The sequence below is a fragment of the Corynebacterium sp. HMSC066C02 genome (assembly GCF_001814945.1).
GTDB classification, from domain to species: Bacteria; Actinomycetota; Actinomycetes; order Mycobacteriales; family Mycobacteriaceae; genus Corynebacterium; species Corynebacterium aurimucosum.
Genome location: NZ_KV818459.1, coordinates 22,642 through 37,382 on the forward strand (window position 1 = coordinate 22,642; position 14,741 = coordinate 37,382).

13 protein-coding genes are annotated in these 14,741 nt (G+C 62.3%); 11 read left to right on the forward strand and 2 right to left on the reverse strand.

All coding sequences use genetic code 11. From position 1 onward, the window contains the following. Positions 1-12 precede the first annotated feature (12 nt). From HMPREF2996_RS07770 to ndk, 6 genes are read left to right on the forward strand one after another with little or no spacing between them, the layout of a single operon-like run. Positions 13-2,751 carry a valine--tRNA ligase gene (locus HMPREF2996_RS07770; RefSeq protein ID WP_070730852.1) on the forward strand — a complete coding sequence of 913 codons (2,739 nt, stop codon included), beginning with the start codon at positions 13-15 and terminating at the stop codon, positions 2,749-2,751. Beyond that, the gene (locus HMPREF2996_RS07775; RefSeq protein WP_070730855.1) at positions 2,751-4,280 is read left to right on the forward strand and encodes a bifunctional tetrahydrofolate synthase/dihydrofolate synthase; all 1,530 of its coding nucleotides are present in this window, start codon (positions 2,751-2,753) and stop codon (positions 4,278-4,280) included. Before HMPREF2996_RS07770 ends, HMPREF2996_RS07775 begins: the two co-directional genes overlap by 1 nt. Next, positions 4,277-4,723, forward strand: a complete 447-nt coding sequence (locus HMPREF2996_RS07780; protein ID WP_070447819.1) for a DUF4233 domain-containing protein — start codon at positions 4,277-4,279, stop codon at positions 4,721-4,723. Before HMPREF2996_RS07775 ends, HMPREF2996_RS07780 begins: the two co-directional genes overlap by 4 nt. Positions 4,724-4,732: 9 nt before the next feature. After that, positions 4,733-5,617: an alpha/beta hydrolase gene (locus HMPREF2996_RS07785; RefSeq protein ID WP_246823011.1), complete on the forward strand. Its 885-nt coding sequence runs from the start codon at positions 4,733-4,735 to the stop codon at positions 5,615-5,617. Between the two features lie 5 nt (positions 5,618-5,622). Then, on the forward strand, positions 5,623-5,934 hold the full coding sequence (locus tag HMPREF2996_RS07790; RefSeq protein WP_070447822.1) for a hypothetical protein: 312 nt from the start codon (positions 5,623-5,625) through the stop codon (positions 5,932-5,934). 59 nt (positions 5,935-5,993) lie between these two features. After that, positions 5,994-6,404, forward strand: a complete 411-nt coding sequence (gene ndk / locus HMPREF2996_RS07795) for a nucleoside-diphosphate kinase (protein WP_039676402.1) — start codon at positions 5,994-5,996, stop codon at positions 6,402-6,404. Between the two features lie 136 nt (positions 6,405-6,540). On the opposite strand, the gene HMPREF2996_RS07800 is transcribed toward ndk, so the two are convergent. Beyond that, positions 6,541-6,891 (reverse strand): ArsR/SmtB family transcription factor, encoded by a 351-nt coding sequence (locus HMPREF2996_RS07800; protein ID WP_070447901.1) that lies wholly within the window; start codon positions 6,889-6,891, stop codon positions 6,541-6,543. Between the two features lie 113 nt (positions 6,892-7,004). Here HMPREF2996_RS07800 and arsB point away from each other — a divergent pair, with 113 nt between their 5' ends. Further along, positions 7,005-8,069 (forward strand): ACR3 family arsenite efflux transporter, encoded by a 1,065-nt coding sequence (gene arsB / locus HMPREF2996_RS07805; protein ID WP_070711117.1) that lies wholly within the window; start codon positions 7,005-7,007, stop codon positions 8,067-8,069. On the opposite strand, the gene HMPREF2996_RS07810 is transcribed toward arsB, so the two are convergent. Beyond that, the gene (locus tag HMPREF2996_RS07810) at positions 8,066-8,869 is read right to left on the reverse strand and encodes a hypothetical protein (RefSeq protein ID WP_070730856.1); all 804 of its coding nucleotides are present in this window, start codon (positions 8,867-8,869) and stop codon (positions 8,066-8,068) included. The two genes, arsB and HMPREF2996_RS07810, sit on opposite strands and share 4 nt — an antisense overlap. A gap of 155 nt (positions 8,870-9,024) precedes the next feature. Here HMPREF2996_RS07810 and HMPREF2996_RS07815 point away from each other — a divergent pair, with 155 nt between their 5' ends. The 4 genes from HMPREF2996_RS07815 to obgE all read left to right on the forward strand — a co-directional run bounded on the left by HMPREF2996_RS07815 (position 9,025) and on the right by obgE (position 14,733). After that, positions 9,025-12,216 carry a translation initiation factor IF-2 N-terminal domain-containing protein gene (locus HMPREF2996_RS07815; protein ID WP_070730858.1) on the forward strand — a complete coding sequence of 1,064 codons (3,192 nt, stop codon included), beginning with the start codon at positions 9,025-9,027 and terminating at the stop codon, positions 12,214-12,216. Between the two features lie 200 nt (positions 12,217-12,416). Next, entirely contained in the window at positions 12,417-12,722 is a 306-nt protein-coding gene (rplU, locus tag HMPREF2996_RS07820) for a 50S ribosomal protein L21 (RefSeq protein WP_070447835.1), read from the forward strand. 42 nt (positions 12,723-12,764) lie between these two features. Beyond that, the gene (gene rpmA, locus HMPREF2996_RS07825) at positions 12,765-13,043 is read left to right on the forward strand and encodes a 50S ribosomal protein L27 (protein WP_070447838.1); all 279 of its coding nucleotides are present in this window, start codon (positions 12,765-12,767) and stop codon (positions 13,041-13,043) included. 160 nt (positions 13,044-13,203) lie between these two features. Beyond that, positions 13,204-14,733, forward strand: coding sequence for a GTPase ObgE (gene obgE, locus HMPREF2996_RS07830; RefSeq protein ID WP_070719555.1), 1,530 nt, complete (start codon positions 13,204-13,206; stop codon positions 14,731-14,733). The last annotated feature ends 8 nt before the right edge of the window (positions 14,734-14,741 follow it).

The window sequence follows — 14,741 nt, forward strand, 5'->3', positions numbered from 1 at the left end:
AGAGTTGGCCAGGTGACTGATCAGAATAAAGAGCAACTCGTTGGCACCAACCGCGCGGACCAGCTTCCCAAGTCCTGGGAGCCGCAGGCAGTAGAGAAAGACCTCTACGAAGGCTGGGTAAACGCCGGTTACTTCACCCCGGACGCGTCCTCGGAGGCCGAGCCCTATTCCATCGTGCTGCCGCCGCCGAACGTCACCGGCCAGCTGCACATGGGCCACGCGTTGGACCACACTCTGATCGATTCCATCATTCGCCGCAAGCGCATGCAGGGCTATGCCACCCTGTGGCTGCCGGGTGCTGACCACGCCGGTATCGCTACCCAGACCAAGGTGGAGGCCCGCCTGCGTGAGCAGGAGGGCAAGAAGCGCTGGGATTATGAGCGCGAAGAATTCATCAACAAGGTCTGGGAGTGGAAGGAAGAGTTCGGCGGCACCATCCAAAACCAGATGCGTGCCATCGGTGACTCGGTGGATTGGTCCCGCGAGCGCTTCACGCTGGATGATGGCCTCTCCCGCGCCGTCCAGACCATCTTCAAGACCCTCTACGACGAGGACCTGATCTACCAGGCCAACCGCCTGGTCAACTGGTCCCCGGTCCTGGAGACCGCCGTCTCCGACATCGAGGTGGTGTACAAGGACGTCGAGGGTGAGCTTGTCTCCATTCGCTATGGCTCGCTGAACGACGATGAACCCCACCTCATTGTGGCCACCACCCGTGTGGAGACGATGCTGGGCGACGTCGCCATTGCCGTCCACCCCGAGGACGAGCGCTACGCCCACCTGGTGGGCCAGGAACTGCCACACCCCTTCCGCGATGACCTGAGCCTGAAGATCATTGCCGATGACTACGTGGACATGGAATTCGGTACTGGTGCAGTGAAGATCACGCCGGCACACGATCCGAATGACTATGCCATGGGCCTGCGCCATGACCTGGACATGCCCACCATCATGGACACCACCGGACACATCGCGAATACCGGCACGAAGTTTGACGGCCTGACCCGCGAAGAGGCCCGCGTAGAGATCCGTGAGGCGCTGCGCGAACAGGGCCGCATTGTCAAGGAGATCCGCCCCTACGTCCACTCCGTGGGCCACTCGGAGCGCTCCGGCGAGCCGATTGAGCCGCGCCTGAGCCTGCAGTGGTTTGTGGCCGTGGAGAAGATGGCGAAGATGTCCGGCGACGCCGTCCGCGAGGGCGATACCACCATCCACCCGAAGTCCCTGGAGCCGCGCTACTTCGAGTGGGTCGATGACATGCACGATTGGTGCATCTCCCGCCAGCTGTGGTGGGGTCACCGCATCCCCATTTGGTACGGGCCAGAGGGCGAGGACGGCCAGCGCGACATCATCTGCCTTGGTCCCGACGAGGAAGCGCCGGAAGGCTACGTCCAGGACCCGGACGTTCTGGACACCTGGTTCTCCTCTGCGCTGTGGCCTTTCTCCACGATGGGCTGGCCGGAAAAGACCGCCGATCTGGAGAAGTTCTTCCCCACGAACGTGCTGGTTACCGCCTATGACATCCTCTTCTTCTGGGTCGCACGCATGATGATGTTCGGCACCTTTGCCGGCGCGCACACCCCGGAGCTGCTCGGCGAAGGCAAGGATGGCCGCCCGCAGGTGCCGTTCACGGATATTTACCTCCATGGTCTCGTGCGCGATGAGCAGGGCCGCAAGATGTCGAAGTCCCTGGGCAACGGCATCGACCCGATGGATTGGGTGCGCGACTATGGTGCGGACGCGCTGCGTTTCACCCTGGCCCGCGGTGCCAACCCGGGCGTGGACCTGCCGCTGGCAGTCGACGCTGCCGCCGCCGGACGTAACTTCGCCACCAAGCTCTTTAACGCCACCAAGTTCGCGCTCATGAACGGCGCGGGCGTGGCGGAGCTGCCGGCACGCGACGCGCTGACCGACGCCGACCGCTGGATCCTCGACCGTTCCGAGGAGGTCCGCGCCAAGGTCGACGCCTACCTGGATGACTACCAGTTCGCCAAGGCCAATGAGCTGCTCTACCACTTCGTGTGGGATGAGCTATGTGACTGGTACCTGGAGATTGCCAAGACCCAGATCCCGCGCGACTTCGATGCGGCGAGCGCCGAGGAGCAGGCCACCGGACGCACGACCCAGATCGTTTTGGGCCGCGTGCTTGACCTGGTTCTGCGTTTGCTGCACCCGACCATGCCTTTCGTCACCGAGGTCCTGTGGAAGGCTCTGACTGGCGGGGAGACCATCGTCACAGCGCAGTGGCCTACCCAGGAGCACACCAACGGTGGCGCGGAGAAGGATGAGGTGGCTGCCCGCCGCATTCAGGATGCCGACAAGCTCATCACCGAGCTGCGCCGCTTCCGCTCCGATCAGGGCGTCAAGCCTTCCCAGAAGGTCCCGGGACGCCTCGACTTCGCCGCGGCTGACCTGCAGGAGCAGGAGGGACTCATCCGCAACCTGGCCAATACCACGGAGCCGGGCGAGGACTTCACCGCGTCTGCTTCCATCGAGGTGCGTCTGTCCCAGGCCACCGTTGAGGTCACCTTGGATACCTCCGGTGCCGTCGACGTCGCCGCTGAGCGCAAGCGCTTGGAGAAGGATCTGGCCAAGGCCCAGAAGGAACTGGACCAGACCGGCAAGAAGCTGGGTAACGAGGCCTTCCTGTCCAAGGCGCCGGAGGCAGTCGTGGAGAAGATCCGCGTGCGTCAGCAAGTGGCCCAGGAGGAGGTCGAGCGCATCACCGCACGTCTGGAGGGACTCAAGTAGTGGCGGAGGAGAAGAACCGCGAGGAATTTGAGGTCGTCGATGCCCTCGCGGAGGGCACCGATGGTGGGCCGGTGGAAATCACCGACTCCGGCCTGACCCTCAACCTCGGTGGCGAGGAGGATTACGAGGAGGCCGCCCCCGAGCAAGCTTCGCCGGAAGAGCTCGCGGAGCTGGCCGAGGTCACCGCGGAGCTCAACGCCCGCGCCCCAGAGACCATCATCGAGCCGAGCCTCGAGCGCATCGAGATGCTCATGGATCTCTTGGGTAACCCGGAGCGTTCCTTCCACGTCATCCAGGTCGCTGGCACCAACGGTAAGTCCTCGACCGCCCGCATGATTGATTCGCTGCTGCGCGCCTTCCACCGCCGTGTTGGCCTGGTGACCAGCCCGCACCTGCAGCTGGTCACCGAGCGCATCGGCATCGACGGCCACCCCATCCACCCGCGCGACTTCGTGCGCATCTGGCGTGAAATCAAGCCCTATGTGGAGATGGTGGATTCCCGCTCCGACATTCCTATGTCCACCTTCGAAGTGCTTGTTGCCATCTCTTACGCAGCCTTTGCCGATGCCCCCATCGACGTCGCCGTCGTCGAGGTCGGCCTCGGCGGCACGTGGGATGCCACCAACGTGGTCAACGCAGAGGTAGCCGTGGTCATGCCGGTAGGCCTCGACCACACGGACTACCTCGGGGATACCATTACGGAGATTGCTGGTGAGAAGGCCGGCATCATCAAGGCCCGCGAGCACGATGCCGAGGACGTGCTCACACCGGCGGAGAACATCGCCATCATCGCCGAGCAGGACCCGGAAGCCATGCGCGTGCTGCTGCAGCGCACCGTCGACGTCGGCGCCGGCGTGGCCCGCGCGGGCTCCGAATTCGCTGCACTGGAATCGCGCATCGCAGTGGGCGGCCAGCAGCTGACCATCCAGGGCCTGGGTGGGATGTACGAAGACATCTTCCTGCCGCTGCACGGCGAGCACCAAGCCAAGAACGCGGCCGTGGCTTTGGCCGCGGTGGAGGCCTTCTTCGGGGCGTCGGCAGGCCACCCGCTCGACATTGCTTCAGTGCGCACCGGCTTTGCCAAGGCCATTTCTCCCGGCCGTCTGGAGCGCGTGCGCACCAGCCCCACGACCTTCCTTGACGCCTGCCACAACCCACACGGCGCTAAGGCTTTGGCTGCAGCCCTCGACCGCGACTTCGACTTCGCGCGCCTCATCGGCGTGGTGTCCATCTTCACGGACAAGGATGCAACCGGCATCCTCACCGCCCTGGAGGCTGTGCTCACGGAGATCGTCATTACTCAGAACACCTCCCCGCGCGCCCGGGATGCCTATGAGCTGGCGGAGCTGGCCCGCGATATCTTCGGCGAAGAGCGCGTGTATGTCGAGCCCGACCTCCCTAGTGCCTATACTCAGGCCGTTGAATTGGCGGAGGATGCCGACGTGCAGTCCGGTTCCGGCATCGTGATTACTGGTTCGGTCGTCACTGCCGGTGACGCCCGCGCACTCTTTGGAAAGGAACCCGCATGAGCCCCCGTAAACCCGTCCCCGAGGAGGAGATTGGTCCGCTTGGCTTGGGCCAGGCACCGGCCAAGGATCCCCTCAAGCAATTCGGCGGCATGGTGGTGGCGAGCTCCCTCACAATGGAGCTGATCACCCTGGTCCTCGCACTGCCGATGCTATACAAGCTTTATGACGGCACCCTGTGGACCCCGTTCAACTATGGCGTGGTCATTGGTTTTATGGTGTTGCTCCTGGCGTCTTTCCCCTTCATGAATAAGCCGTGGATCGTCGGGGTACAGATTGTCCTCCACGTCATCGGTATCGTGCTCGGCTTTATGGTCCACTGGTCTGTGGCGACCATTTTCATCATCTTCGCCCTGCTCTGGGCGCTCGCGGCCTATATGCGCTCGGTGATCGTCGCCCGCATGGAGCGCGGCTACCTCACCACGCAGCACCTGACTGAGAAGTAGGTCGCTGCGGTGTACATCCGTCCGGAGCTGCGCGCGGGAGCGACGGTCATGTCGCTATTCGATCCGACTAATCCGCTCATCCGCCGTGCCGGGCGCATCGTGCCAGCGCTGTGGCCGGCACCTTTAATCCAGGGCGTGCGCACGCGGCGAGTGAAGAACACCGAAATCCACGCGACCATCTATAGCCCGGAGAACCCGCGCGGCGCGGTGCTGTGGATCCACGGGGGCGGTCTGCTCATGGGACATCCGCGCCAGGACGTCAAGCACCTCAAGGAGACCGCCGCAGAGGTTGGAGTCACCGTCGTCGCGCCGCATTACCGCTTCGCCCCGGAGAACCCTTTTCCGGCTGCGCTTGATGACGTCCACGCGGCCCACCACTGGCTCCTCACGCATGCGGAAGAGCTGGGAATCAGCCCGGATCGGATTGTTATCGCCGGCCAAAGCGCCGGGGGAGGGCTGGCTGCCGCGTTGTGCCAGCGCCTCCACGATGAAGGCGGGGTTCAACCAGCGGGGCAGTGGCTATTTTGTCCGATGCTCGATGACCGCACAGCATCCACCGACCGCAACCCCATCTGGGACGTAGATTCCAACGCGCAGGCGTGGCGCTTCTACGTCGATGGCAACCCGGAAGCACCCTATGCCGTGCCCGGCCGCCGCACGGATCTGTCGGGGCTACCGCCGGCGTGGCTCTACGCGGGTAGCAGCGAGCTTTTCTACGGCGAGATTATGGATTACGCCGAGCGCCTGAAAACTGCTGGTGTGCCAACACAGTGCGAGGTTGTAGAAGGCGGCGTGCATGCCTTCGAGTTGTGGGCTCCCCATACCGCGGCGGCAAAGCGCCTGCTCATGCGCTCTCGCGTTTGGCTGCAGTCGACACTCAACGCGCTAGACTAACGGGCATGCTCTTTCTGCTCTACGGTCTTTCCGCACTGCTGTGCATCGCCGCGCTCGTGGCCAAGCTGTATTTCGGTGGCTTCGCGTTCCCGCTCGCACTGCTGATTCCGGCCTTCGTCTTCCTCGTCGTCGGTATGCTCAAGCAGCAGCGCGATGAGCGGCCGGTGGAGTTTGCGGATCTGGAAGAGTGGCACCGCGAGGAGCTAAAAAGCCTGCTGGAGAGCGGTCAATACGGCACGGCCGTGCGCCAAGTGCAGATGTGGTTTCGTGGCACGAGTCATGAGCGCGCGGAAGAAATCGTGCAACACCTCACGTAGCGCTTAGAATTAGCCCCACTGTCAGGACGCGGGAGCACCTGTTCTGTACTATGTGCCCTATGACTGAACGTACACTCATTCTCATCAAGCCGGATGGCGTCAAGAACGGCCACGTGGGCGAGATCATCTCTCGCATCGAGCGCAAGGGCCTGAAGCTCGTCGCCATGGATCTGCGCGTCGCCGACGAGGAGACCGCTAAGAAGCACTACGCCGAGCACGAGGACAAGCCTTTCTTCGGCGAGCTCGTTGACTTCATCACCTCTGCACCGTTGGTTGCTGGCATCGTCGAGGGCGAGTCCGCTATCGCCGCATGGCGTCAGCTGGCCGGTGGCACCCACCCGGTGGAGAAGGCCACCCCGGGCACCATCCGCGGTGACTTCGCTCTGACCGTTGGCGAGAACGTCGTCCACGGTTCCGATTCCCCGGAGTCCGCTGAGCGTGAGATCTCCATCTGGTTCCCGAACCTCTAAAGAAGTTCACCGCGCCTAGCGCGCAATAAAGCCCGAGCAGTTCACAAAGATGAATGAACTGCTCGGGCTTTTGTCATTTCTGGCCCTTAGCCCGAACCCGTCCTGTGTGCTCGAGTGCAGATAATCTGGGCGCGGCTTAGTCGAACGAGAGCAGCGTGCGCAATGCCATAAAGGCGTCTTTGTGCACCTGGTGGGTGACGGTGCGGCCGCGTTGCTGCTTCGATAGCAAGCCGGCCTCCCGCAGGCGCGCTAGGTGGTGGGAGACCGTGGGCTGGCTCAGCGCAGTGAGCTCGGTGAGTTCCGTGACGCTCATGGGTCCACAGCCTTCATCGCACAGGATGGACAAAAGACGCAGGCGTGCTGGGTCTGCCAGCACTTTGAATTGCTGCGAAAAATGCCTCGCCTCGGCGTCGTTGAGCGGGCCCGTGCTTAAGGAGCAACACTCAGTGCCGCGCGCGCTGGTCTCGGGCGTGGAAGAGGAAGCCATGCGATCAGTATAGGGGTTATTCTTGCGCCCTACGTTATATTGACGCATATCAATACGTGCTGTACATTGCATGTTTGTATCGTGCTCTGTTCAACGTTGAAGGAGGGGGAGACATGGCTGTGCCGCAGCGCCCGACGTTGTCTTTTCTTGATCGGTTTCTACCCGTGTGGATCATTCTGGCGATGGCCGCCGGACTGCTCATTGGCCACCTCATTCCCGGGATTGGCCAAGCCTTGGGCGCCGTTGAAGTCGGCGGGATTTCCATCCCGATCGCCATTGGCCTCCTCGTCATGATGTACCCACCCTTGGCCAAGGTTCGCTACGAGAAGACCAAGGAAATTGCCACGGATGGCCGCCTCATGGCAGTATCGCTCGTCCTCAACTGGCTGGTGGGGCCGGCGTTTATGTTTACTCTGGCGTGGCTGTTCTTGGCGGACCAGTCGGAGCTGCGGACCGGCCTCATCATTGTGGGGCTTGCGCGCTGTATTGCCATGGTGCTTGTGTGGTCGGACCTCTCGTGCGCTGACCGCGAGGCAACGGCTGTGCTTGTCGCCCTGAACTCCATCTTCCAGGTCGCTATGTTTGGTGTTCTGGGCTGGTTCTACCTTCGCGTTCTCCCCGGATGGCTGGGCCTGGACACGACGAGCGCTGACTTTTCCTTCTGGGCCATTGTTAAGTCCGTACTTGTCTTCTTGGGCATACCGTTCCTGTTGGGTGCGCTGTCTCGCGTGTGGGGCGAAAAGGTAAAAGGACGGGAATGGTTTGAGAACCGCTTCCTCCCAGCCGTATCGCCCCTGGCCATGATTGGTCTGTTGTACACAATTGTGTTGCTCTTTTCCCTGCAGGGCGAGCACATTGTGGAGCAGCCAGCAACGGTAGTGCGCGTGGCCGTGCCGCTGGTTATCTACTTCGTGGGCATGTTTGTGCTGTCGCTGGGCGTAGCAAAGGCCGTTGGCATGAATTACGCGCAGTCTGCCAGCGTGGCGTTTACTGCAGCAGGAAATAACTTTGAACTAGCCATTGCAGTATCCATCGGCACCTTCGGAGCGATGTCTGCTCAAGCCCTTGCCGGAACGATTGGTCCCCTTGTTGAGATTCCAGTCCTCGTTGGTCTGGTTTATTTCATGCTGTGGATTGGCCCGAAACTCTTCCCGGGAGATGCCACTCTTCCGCGCTAGCGCGTGCGTGCGGCGTCCATGCTGCGCACGCCTGCTTCGGTCAGAGTGATGTTAAAGGTCCGCTCACCACTCCACTTGATGAGACCAGGCAGCTTCACCACGCCGGCCGCTTCGAGTTCACGGAGTTCTTCTTCGAGCCCCTCCTCGTAGCCGATCAGCCGCCCCAGCTCAGAGATGGAGGTGGTATTGCCAGTGACTGCACCGGCGGCGACCAGCCCGCTGAGGACTTCCGGGTGAGTTTCTACTGCGGTGATGCTCGCTTGAGTGACGCCTTCGAGGCTTCCTTGTTCGGTGATGGCCTCGATGCGGCGCTTGCCAACGCGAAAAGAGGTCGTGCCGAAGGCGCGGCCGCCGAAGATGAACGCGGGGATGGAGAAGGCAGTAAGTCCAGCGGCGATAAGGATGGGGTTGGGTGAGATATCGCCGATAATCCCGGTGGACTTAATTCCCTCAGTGATGAGAGGGGAGAAGATAGCAAGCACCGGTAGAAAGTAGGCGAGAAGAGGGTAATCGCCCGCCCGGTACTCTTCTTGCGCAGCTTGAACGAACTTTGGCTTGCTGCGAATGATGCGGATGGCGCCGTAGAGCATCACCATGATGAGCACCGCATAGACAGGGACCGCATAAGGGAAAGGAAAATCGACGACGCGAAGGCCGGAGGCGATGCCCGCCGGTACAGCAACTGTGATGATATCCCGCAGCGCAATCTCGTTGCGGGCGCGCGCCTGCGCCACGGTGCGTGGCGCCTGTTTAGGTAATTTCCGTTCTGCCGGTGTGTTCGTGGGCGCGCTGTCGGACATAGCGGCGATACTAACATGTGAGCCTCGGTCGAGCTCTGTGCCAGAATGGAAGGCGCTGACAACTTAATAAAGACGAAGAGAATTTTTCAAAGACTCACTACCGTGTGGCGGCAACCTGCGCCCGGGGTGAGCAGACGTCAGGAGATTAGCCACTGATGGCATCCAAGAAGAAAACAGAAGAAGCACGTAGTGAATCGACGTTGGCCGCGGCGGTAGCGGGGATCGACCGCGAGGCGCTCGCCCCCAAAACCCGCCTCTATGCCCTGGCTAAGCAGGTGGGCGTGGCCTCCAAGGAGCTGGTGGCTCAGTTCGCACATATGGGAATTAAGAAGTCCGCACAGTCTTCGCTGACACCGGAAGAGGTGGGCCAGCTTATCGACGCCCTCGTACCCGCAACCGAAGCCCCCGAGCAGGCCGCAACCGAGGACAACCAGGTCGCGGCCGAGGACGCCGACCAGCCGGAGGTTTCGGCAGAGGATAAGCCCACGAAGACCGTCAAGAAGAAGCGCGCCAAGCGCGCGGTCAAACGCGTGAGCAAGGCAGGCAAGAAGGCTGAGTCGAAGGAGCAGACACAGACAAAGGAACCCGCACCGGAAGAGTCTGCTGCGCAACCGGACAGCGCGGGGGAGTCCCAGGAAGCCGCGCTGGCGCAGGATGCTGAGCAGGCCGCGCAACCGGAGCAGCTGAGCGAGGAAGAGGAGAAGCTGCGCGAGCGCGTGCGTAAGAACGTTGATAACGAGATTTCGCAGATCGTCGACAAGGTCGATGCTGAAATGCTGCACGAGGCGCTCGCCGAGGCCGGTGAAAGCGACGAGGGGGACGACCTCACCCCACTGATTACCCCGATGGCTGAAGAAGACCCGGACGTGTACGACTTTGCGCCAGTCTTCATGGCGCCGAAGATCACGCCGCTGTCCAAGCGTCAGAAGCCAGAAGAGCACGAGGAGGAATCCGAGGAGGATGCAGCGCCGGTAAGCCAGCCGCGGGGTCGTCGGCGCGGCAGCCGCGGCACCTCCCGTGGCCGCGGGGCAGAAGGCCGTGGGTCCGCCCGTGAGGAAGTCGAGCACATCGAAGAACCGAAGGCGATTAAAGGCTCAACCCGCATCGAGGCACAGCGCCGTCGCCGCGCGGAGCTGCGGGAGAAAGGTCGGGAGCGCCAGCACATTGTCTCCCAAGCGGAGTTCCTGGCGCGCCGCGAATCGGTCGAGCGCACTATGGTGGTGCGCGATAAGCAGCGCACCGACGGCGCGGGCGTCATCACGCAGGTGGGCGTGCTCGAAGACGACCTTTTGGTAGAGCACTTCGTCACGACCGAAACGCACCCATCCCAGATAGGCAATATCTACTTGGGCCGTGTGCAGAATGTCTTGCCTTCGATGGAGGCGGCCTTCGTGGATATCGGACAAGGCCGAAACGGCGTGCTGTATGCGGGCGACATCGACTGGCGTGCCTTGGGGATTGGTGGGCGCAGCCGCAAGGTAGAAAACGCGTTGAAGTCCGGTGATCAGGTGCTGGTCCAGGTGGCCAAGGACCCCATCGGTCATAAGGGCGCACGTTTGACCACCCAGATTTCCCTGGCCGGTCGCTTCCTGGTGTACGTTCCGGGCGGGCGCAGCGCGGGAATCTCCCGCAAGCTGCCGGCACCGGAGCGCAAGCGCCTCAAGGGAATCCTGGAGCGCGTCATCCCGGGAGATGGCGGTGCCATCATCCGCACGGCCGCGGAAAACGTGTCGGAGGAGGACATCGCTTCCGACGTCAACCGCCTGCACTCGCTGTGGGAGGACATCAGCGCCCGCGCCGCACACGAAAAGGCAACGAAGGGCGCCAAGCCCGTCACCCTGTATGAAGAGCCAGATCTGCTCATCAAGGTGGTGCGTGACCTCTTCAATGAAGACTTCAGTACCTTGGTGGTGGACGGTAAGCGTTCCTACAACACGGTCAGCGCCTACGTGGACTCGATGGCACACGACCTGGCCGATCGCGTCGTGCGCTATGACGCGCGCGAGCACGATGGCGAGGATGCTTTTAACGCCTACCGCATCGATGAGCAGCTGCAGAAGGCTCTGGGCCGCAAGGTGTGGCTGCCCTCGGGCGGCACGCTCGTCATCGATCGCACGGAGGCCATGACGGTCATTGACGTCAACACGGGCAAGTTCACCGGCTCCGGCGGCAACCTCGAGGAGACGGTGACGCGCAATAACCTTGAAGCAGCCGAGGAGATCGTGCGCCAGATGCGCCTGCGCGATATCGGCGGAATGATCGTCGTGGACTTCATCGATATGGTCCTGCCGGAAAACCAAGACCTCGTGCTGCGCCGACTCAAGGAAGCATTGGGCCGCGACCGCACCCGCCACCAGGTTTCCGAGGTCACCTCACTGGGCCTAGTACAGATGACGCGCAAGCGCGTGGGAACCGGCCTCATCGAGACCTTCTCCACCGAGTGCGAGGCCTGCCATGGCCGCGGAATTATCATCCACGACTACCCGGTTGATGAGGACACTGAGGAAGAAAACTCGAAGCCGCAGCGCCGGACTCGTAAGGAGCGTCGCGCACCGCAGCGCGATCCGAAGAAGCACCCGGCAGCCGTCCGCATGCACCGCCATGACGAAGACGCACCATCTGAGCACGAGGTTTCCCAAACTGATAGCGAAGAAGCGGCGCGCGACGAGGAATCCTCACTCGAAGAGCTCGTGGCTAGCGTGGTCGTTGTCGATGAGGATGACACGGATACGCCAGATAGTGCCTCCATTGGCTATGCCGTAGCGGAAAACCTGGAAGCGAAGCGTTCGAAGCCGAAGTCAAAGCAGAAGCGCTCGCGCAAGTCGCGCCGGGCAACGCGTACTTTCCGGGAGCCGCAGCGTGCGGATACGAGCGAAGACTCGGCTTCTAAGCAGGAAGCGCAGAACAAGCAGGCCGAAGCGGAAGAATCTTCCGCCCAGTGCTCGGAGCAGACCTACGAGGAGGCCGTCGCCGCCTTCGAGAACTCGCCGCGCCGCAAGCGCCGCACGCGCGGAAATTCCCGCTCGGATATTCGCCCGAAGCGCGAAGACTTCGTGCAGGAGGAGACGCCGGCCAAGGAAGCCCAGCTGGCTACCCCCAAGAAGCAGGATAAGGCTGAGCGAAAGAACGCGGAGTCGGGCGAGACAACGGGCGTGCGCTCCACCCGTGGTCGCGGTCGTCGTCGGGTGGTGCGCAAGATGTCGCAGCGTCAGCCCACCCCGGCATCGAATGAACGCGGACAGGGAAGCGACGCTAAGGAGCGCGAGGCCTCCGTACGGACTACGGCGTCGACAAGAAGCAGGGGCGGGCGCGGGAGGCGTCGTGTAACACGGCGCAGGTCGCGCTAGAAAAGGCGTTTTGCCTTTTCGCCCCCTCACGGGGTAGTCTTTGACAGTCGCTGTTTAGACCATGAATGCGCTGGATGGGACGAACGCGGTTTTCGCGCGTCTCTCGCGGCTTATGATCTGAACGCAATTGTCCAATGTCCATTCGCTAGCGGCGCCACCCAGCTGCTAGCGAGCCGAGTTTAGATAAGGGGTAGCCCTCTATGTACGCGATCGTCAAGACCGGCGGAAAGCAGTACAAGGTTGCTGAAGGTGACCTCGTCAAGGTCGAGAAGATCGAGGGTGAGCCGGGTTCCTCCGTTGCTCTCACCCCGGTTCTGCTCGTCGATGGCGCAACCGTCAAGTCGAAGGCTGCAGACCTGGAGAAGGTCTCCGTCTCCGCTGAAATTGTCGAGCAGGGCAAGGGCCCGAAGATCGACATCCTCAAGTACAAGAACAAGACTGGTTACAAGCGTCGCATTGGTCACCGTCAGCCGGTGACCACGCTGAAGATTACCGGTATCAAGTAAGCCTTAACCGGCTGTAATTCATCCCTGAAGGAGGGAAACCACATGGCAACTAAGAAGGGTGCTTCCAGCTCCAGCAACGGTCGCGATTCCGAGTCCAAGCGTCTCGGTGTCAAGCGCTTCGGTGGTCAGCAGGTTAAGGCCGGCGAGATCATCGTGCGTCAGCGCGGCACCAAGTTCCACCCGGGTGAGAACGTTGGTCGCGGCGGCGACGATACCCTGTTCGCTCTCGCTGCAGGCTCTGTTGAGTTCGGTGTCAAGCGTGGCCGTCGTCTGGTCAACATTGTTCCGGCTGAAGAGGCTGCTGCAGAAGCAACTGCCTAAGAGCTTAATGGCTTAATCCCGAGCATCCGCTCGGGATTTTGTCGTTTTCACGCCAGCTGGTGCGGCCTAGCTGCGCGGAGGAAACTGAGAGGACACTAGCGTCGGGTTCACGCCGGTGGCCAACTAGGACGGCATGCAAGGAACCGTTAGACTAGCGGGCATGGCACGATTCATTGACCGAGTGGTCTTGCACCTACAGGCAGGCGACGGCGGACACGGCTGCGCCTCCGTCCACCGCGAAAAGTTCAAGCCGCTCGGCGGGCCCGATGGCGGCAACGGCGGCCACGGCGGAGACATCCTGCTGGAGGTCTCAACCCAAATCCACACACTGATGGACTTCCACTACCGCCCGCACATCAAGTCTGAGCGCGGCGGCAATGGTGCTGGCGATATGCGCAACGGTGCGCGCGGCAAGGATCTCATTCTCGAGGTACCGGCGGGCACCGTAGTTTACGCCGAGGACGGGGAGATGCTCGCGGACCTCACGGTCCCGGGAACCCGCTTCGTGGCCGCGGAGGGGGGATTCGGCGGACTCGGCAACGCCGCACTGGCCTCCGCAGCCCGCAAGGCTCCGGGCTTTGCGCTGCAGGGAGAACCGGGCGAGGCGCGCGATCTCATTCTGGAGCTGAAGTCCATGGCAGACGTCGGCCTCGTCGGATTCCCTTCCGCAGGCAAGTCATCGCTCATTTCGGTCCTTTCGGCCGCCAAGCCGAAGATCGGTGATTATCCTTTCACCACCCTCCAGCCCAACCTCGGCGTGGTGGATATGGGCCATGAGTCCTTCACCATGGCGGATGTTCCGGGCCTAATCCCCGGGGCCGCCGAGGGTAAAGGTTTGGGCCTCGACTTCTTGCGTCATATCGAGCGCACCGCGGTGCTCGCACACGTCGTGGACACCGCCTCCATTGAGCCGGGCCGCGATCCGCTCTCGGATATCGAGGCCCTCGAAACCGAGCTGGCCAAGTACCAAGAGCTGCTGGAGCAGGACACTGGCCTGGGTGATCTGCGCGAGCGCCCGCGCGTCATCATCCTCAACAAGGCTGACGTTCCTGAGGCCGAAGAGCTAGCTGAATTTGTCAAGGGCGACCTCGAGGAAAAGTACGGCTGGCCGGTCTTCATCATTTCCGCAGTCGCCCGGAAGGGGCTTGACCCACTCAAGTACAAGCTCATGGAGATGGTCAACGAGCACCGCAAGGCCCAGCCCAAGGTCGCTGCGGACAAGAACCACACCATCATTCAGCCCAAGTCCGTAGGCAAGAAAAAGAAGGGCCGGTTCGCCGACTTCACCGTCACCCCGGACCCCGAGGTGGAGGGCGGCTTCATCGTTGAGGGCGAGAAGATCGACCGCTGGATTCGCCAGACCGACTTCGAAAACGACGAGGCCGTGGGCTACCTCGCGGACCGCCTGGCCAAGGCTGGTGTTGAAGACGAGCTGCACCGCCAAGGCGCGCAGGAAGGCTGCCCGGTGACCATCGGGGATATCACCTTTGAGTACGAGCCCATGGCCGGTGGCCGTGCTACCGATGCTGGCCGCGGACAGGATGGCCGCCTCATGAGCACCGAGCGTGTCTCCGCTGCCGAGCGCAAGCGCGCCTCCCAGGCGCGCCGTGGTCTCGTCGACGAGTTTGACTATGGCACCGATGGTGAGGTCACGCGCGAGTCCGCAAACCGCGATCGCTGGCAAGGCTAGCCCGGTAT

Excerpts from the sequence above, each read along its gene's own strand:
- ndk (WP_039676402.1), top strand. The coding sequence starts at position 5,994 with ATGACTGAACGTACACTCATTCTCATCAAGCCGGATGGCGTCAAGAAC.
- rplU (WP_070447835.1), top strand. The coding sequence starts at position 12,417 with ATGTACGCGATCGTCAAGACCGGCGGAAAGCAGTACAAGGTTGCTGAA.
- HMPREF2996_RS07780 (WP_070447819.1), top strand. The coding sequence starts at position 4,277 with ATGAGCCCCCGTAAACCCGTCCCCGAGGAGGAGATTGGTCCGCTTGGC.
- arsB (WP_070711117.1), top strand. The coding sequence starts at position 7,005 with ATGGCTGTGCCGCAGCGCCCGACGTTGTCTTTTCTTGATCGGTTTCTA.
- obgE (WP_070719555.1), top strand. The coding sequence starts at position 13,204 with ATGGCACGATTCATTGACCGAGTGGTCTTGCACCTACAGGCAGGCGAC.
- HMPREF2996_RS07790 (WP_070447822.1), top strand. The coding sequence starts at position 5,623 with ATGCTCTTTCTGCTCTACGGTCTTTCCGCACTGCTGTGCATCGCCGCG.
- rpmA (WP_070447838.1), top strand. The coding sequence starts at position 12,765 with ATGGCAACTAAGAAGGGTGCTTCCAGCTCCAGCAACGGTCGCGATTCC.
- HMPREF2996_RS07815 (WP_070730858.1), top strand. The coding sequence starts at position 9,025 with ATGGCATCCAAGAAGAAAACAGAAGAAGCACGTAGTGAATCGACGTTG.
- HMPREF2996_RS07800 (WP_070447901.1), bottom strand. The coding sequence starts at position 6,891 with ATGGCTTCCTCTTCCACGCCCGAGACCAGCGCGCGCGGCACTGAGTGT.
- HMPREF2996_RS07810 (WP_070730856.1), bottom strand. The coding sequence starts at position 8,869 with ATGTCCGACAGCGCGCCCACGAACACACCGGCAGAACGGAAATTACCT.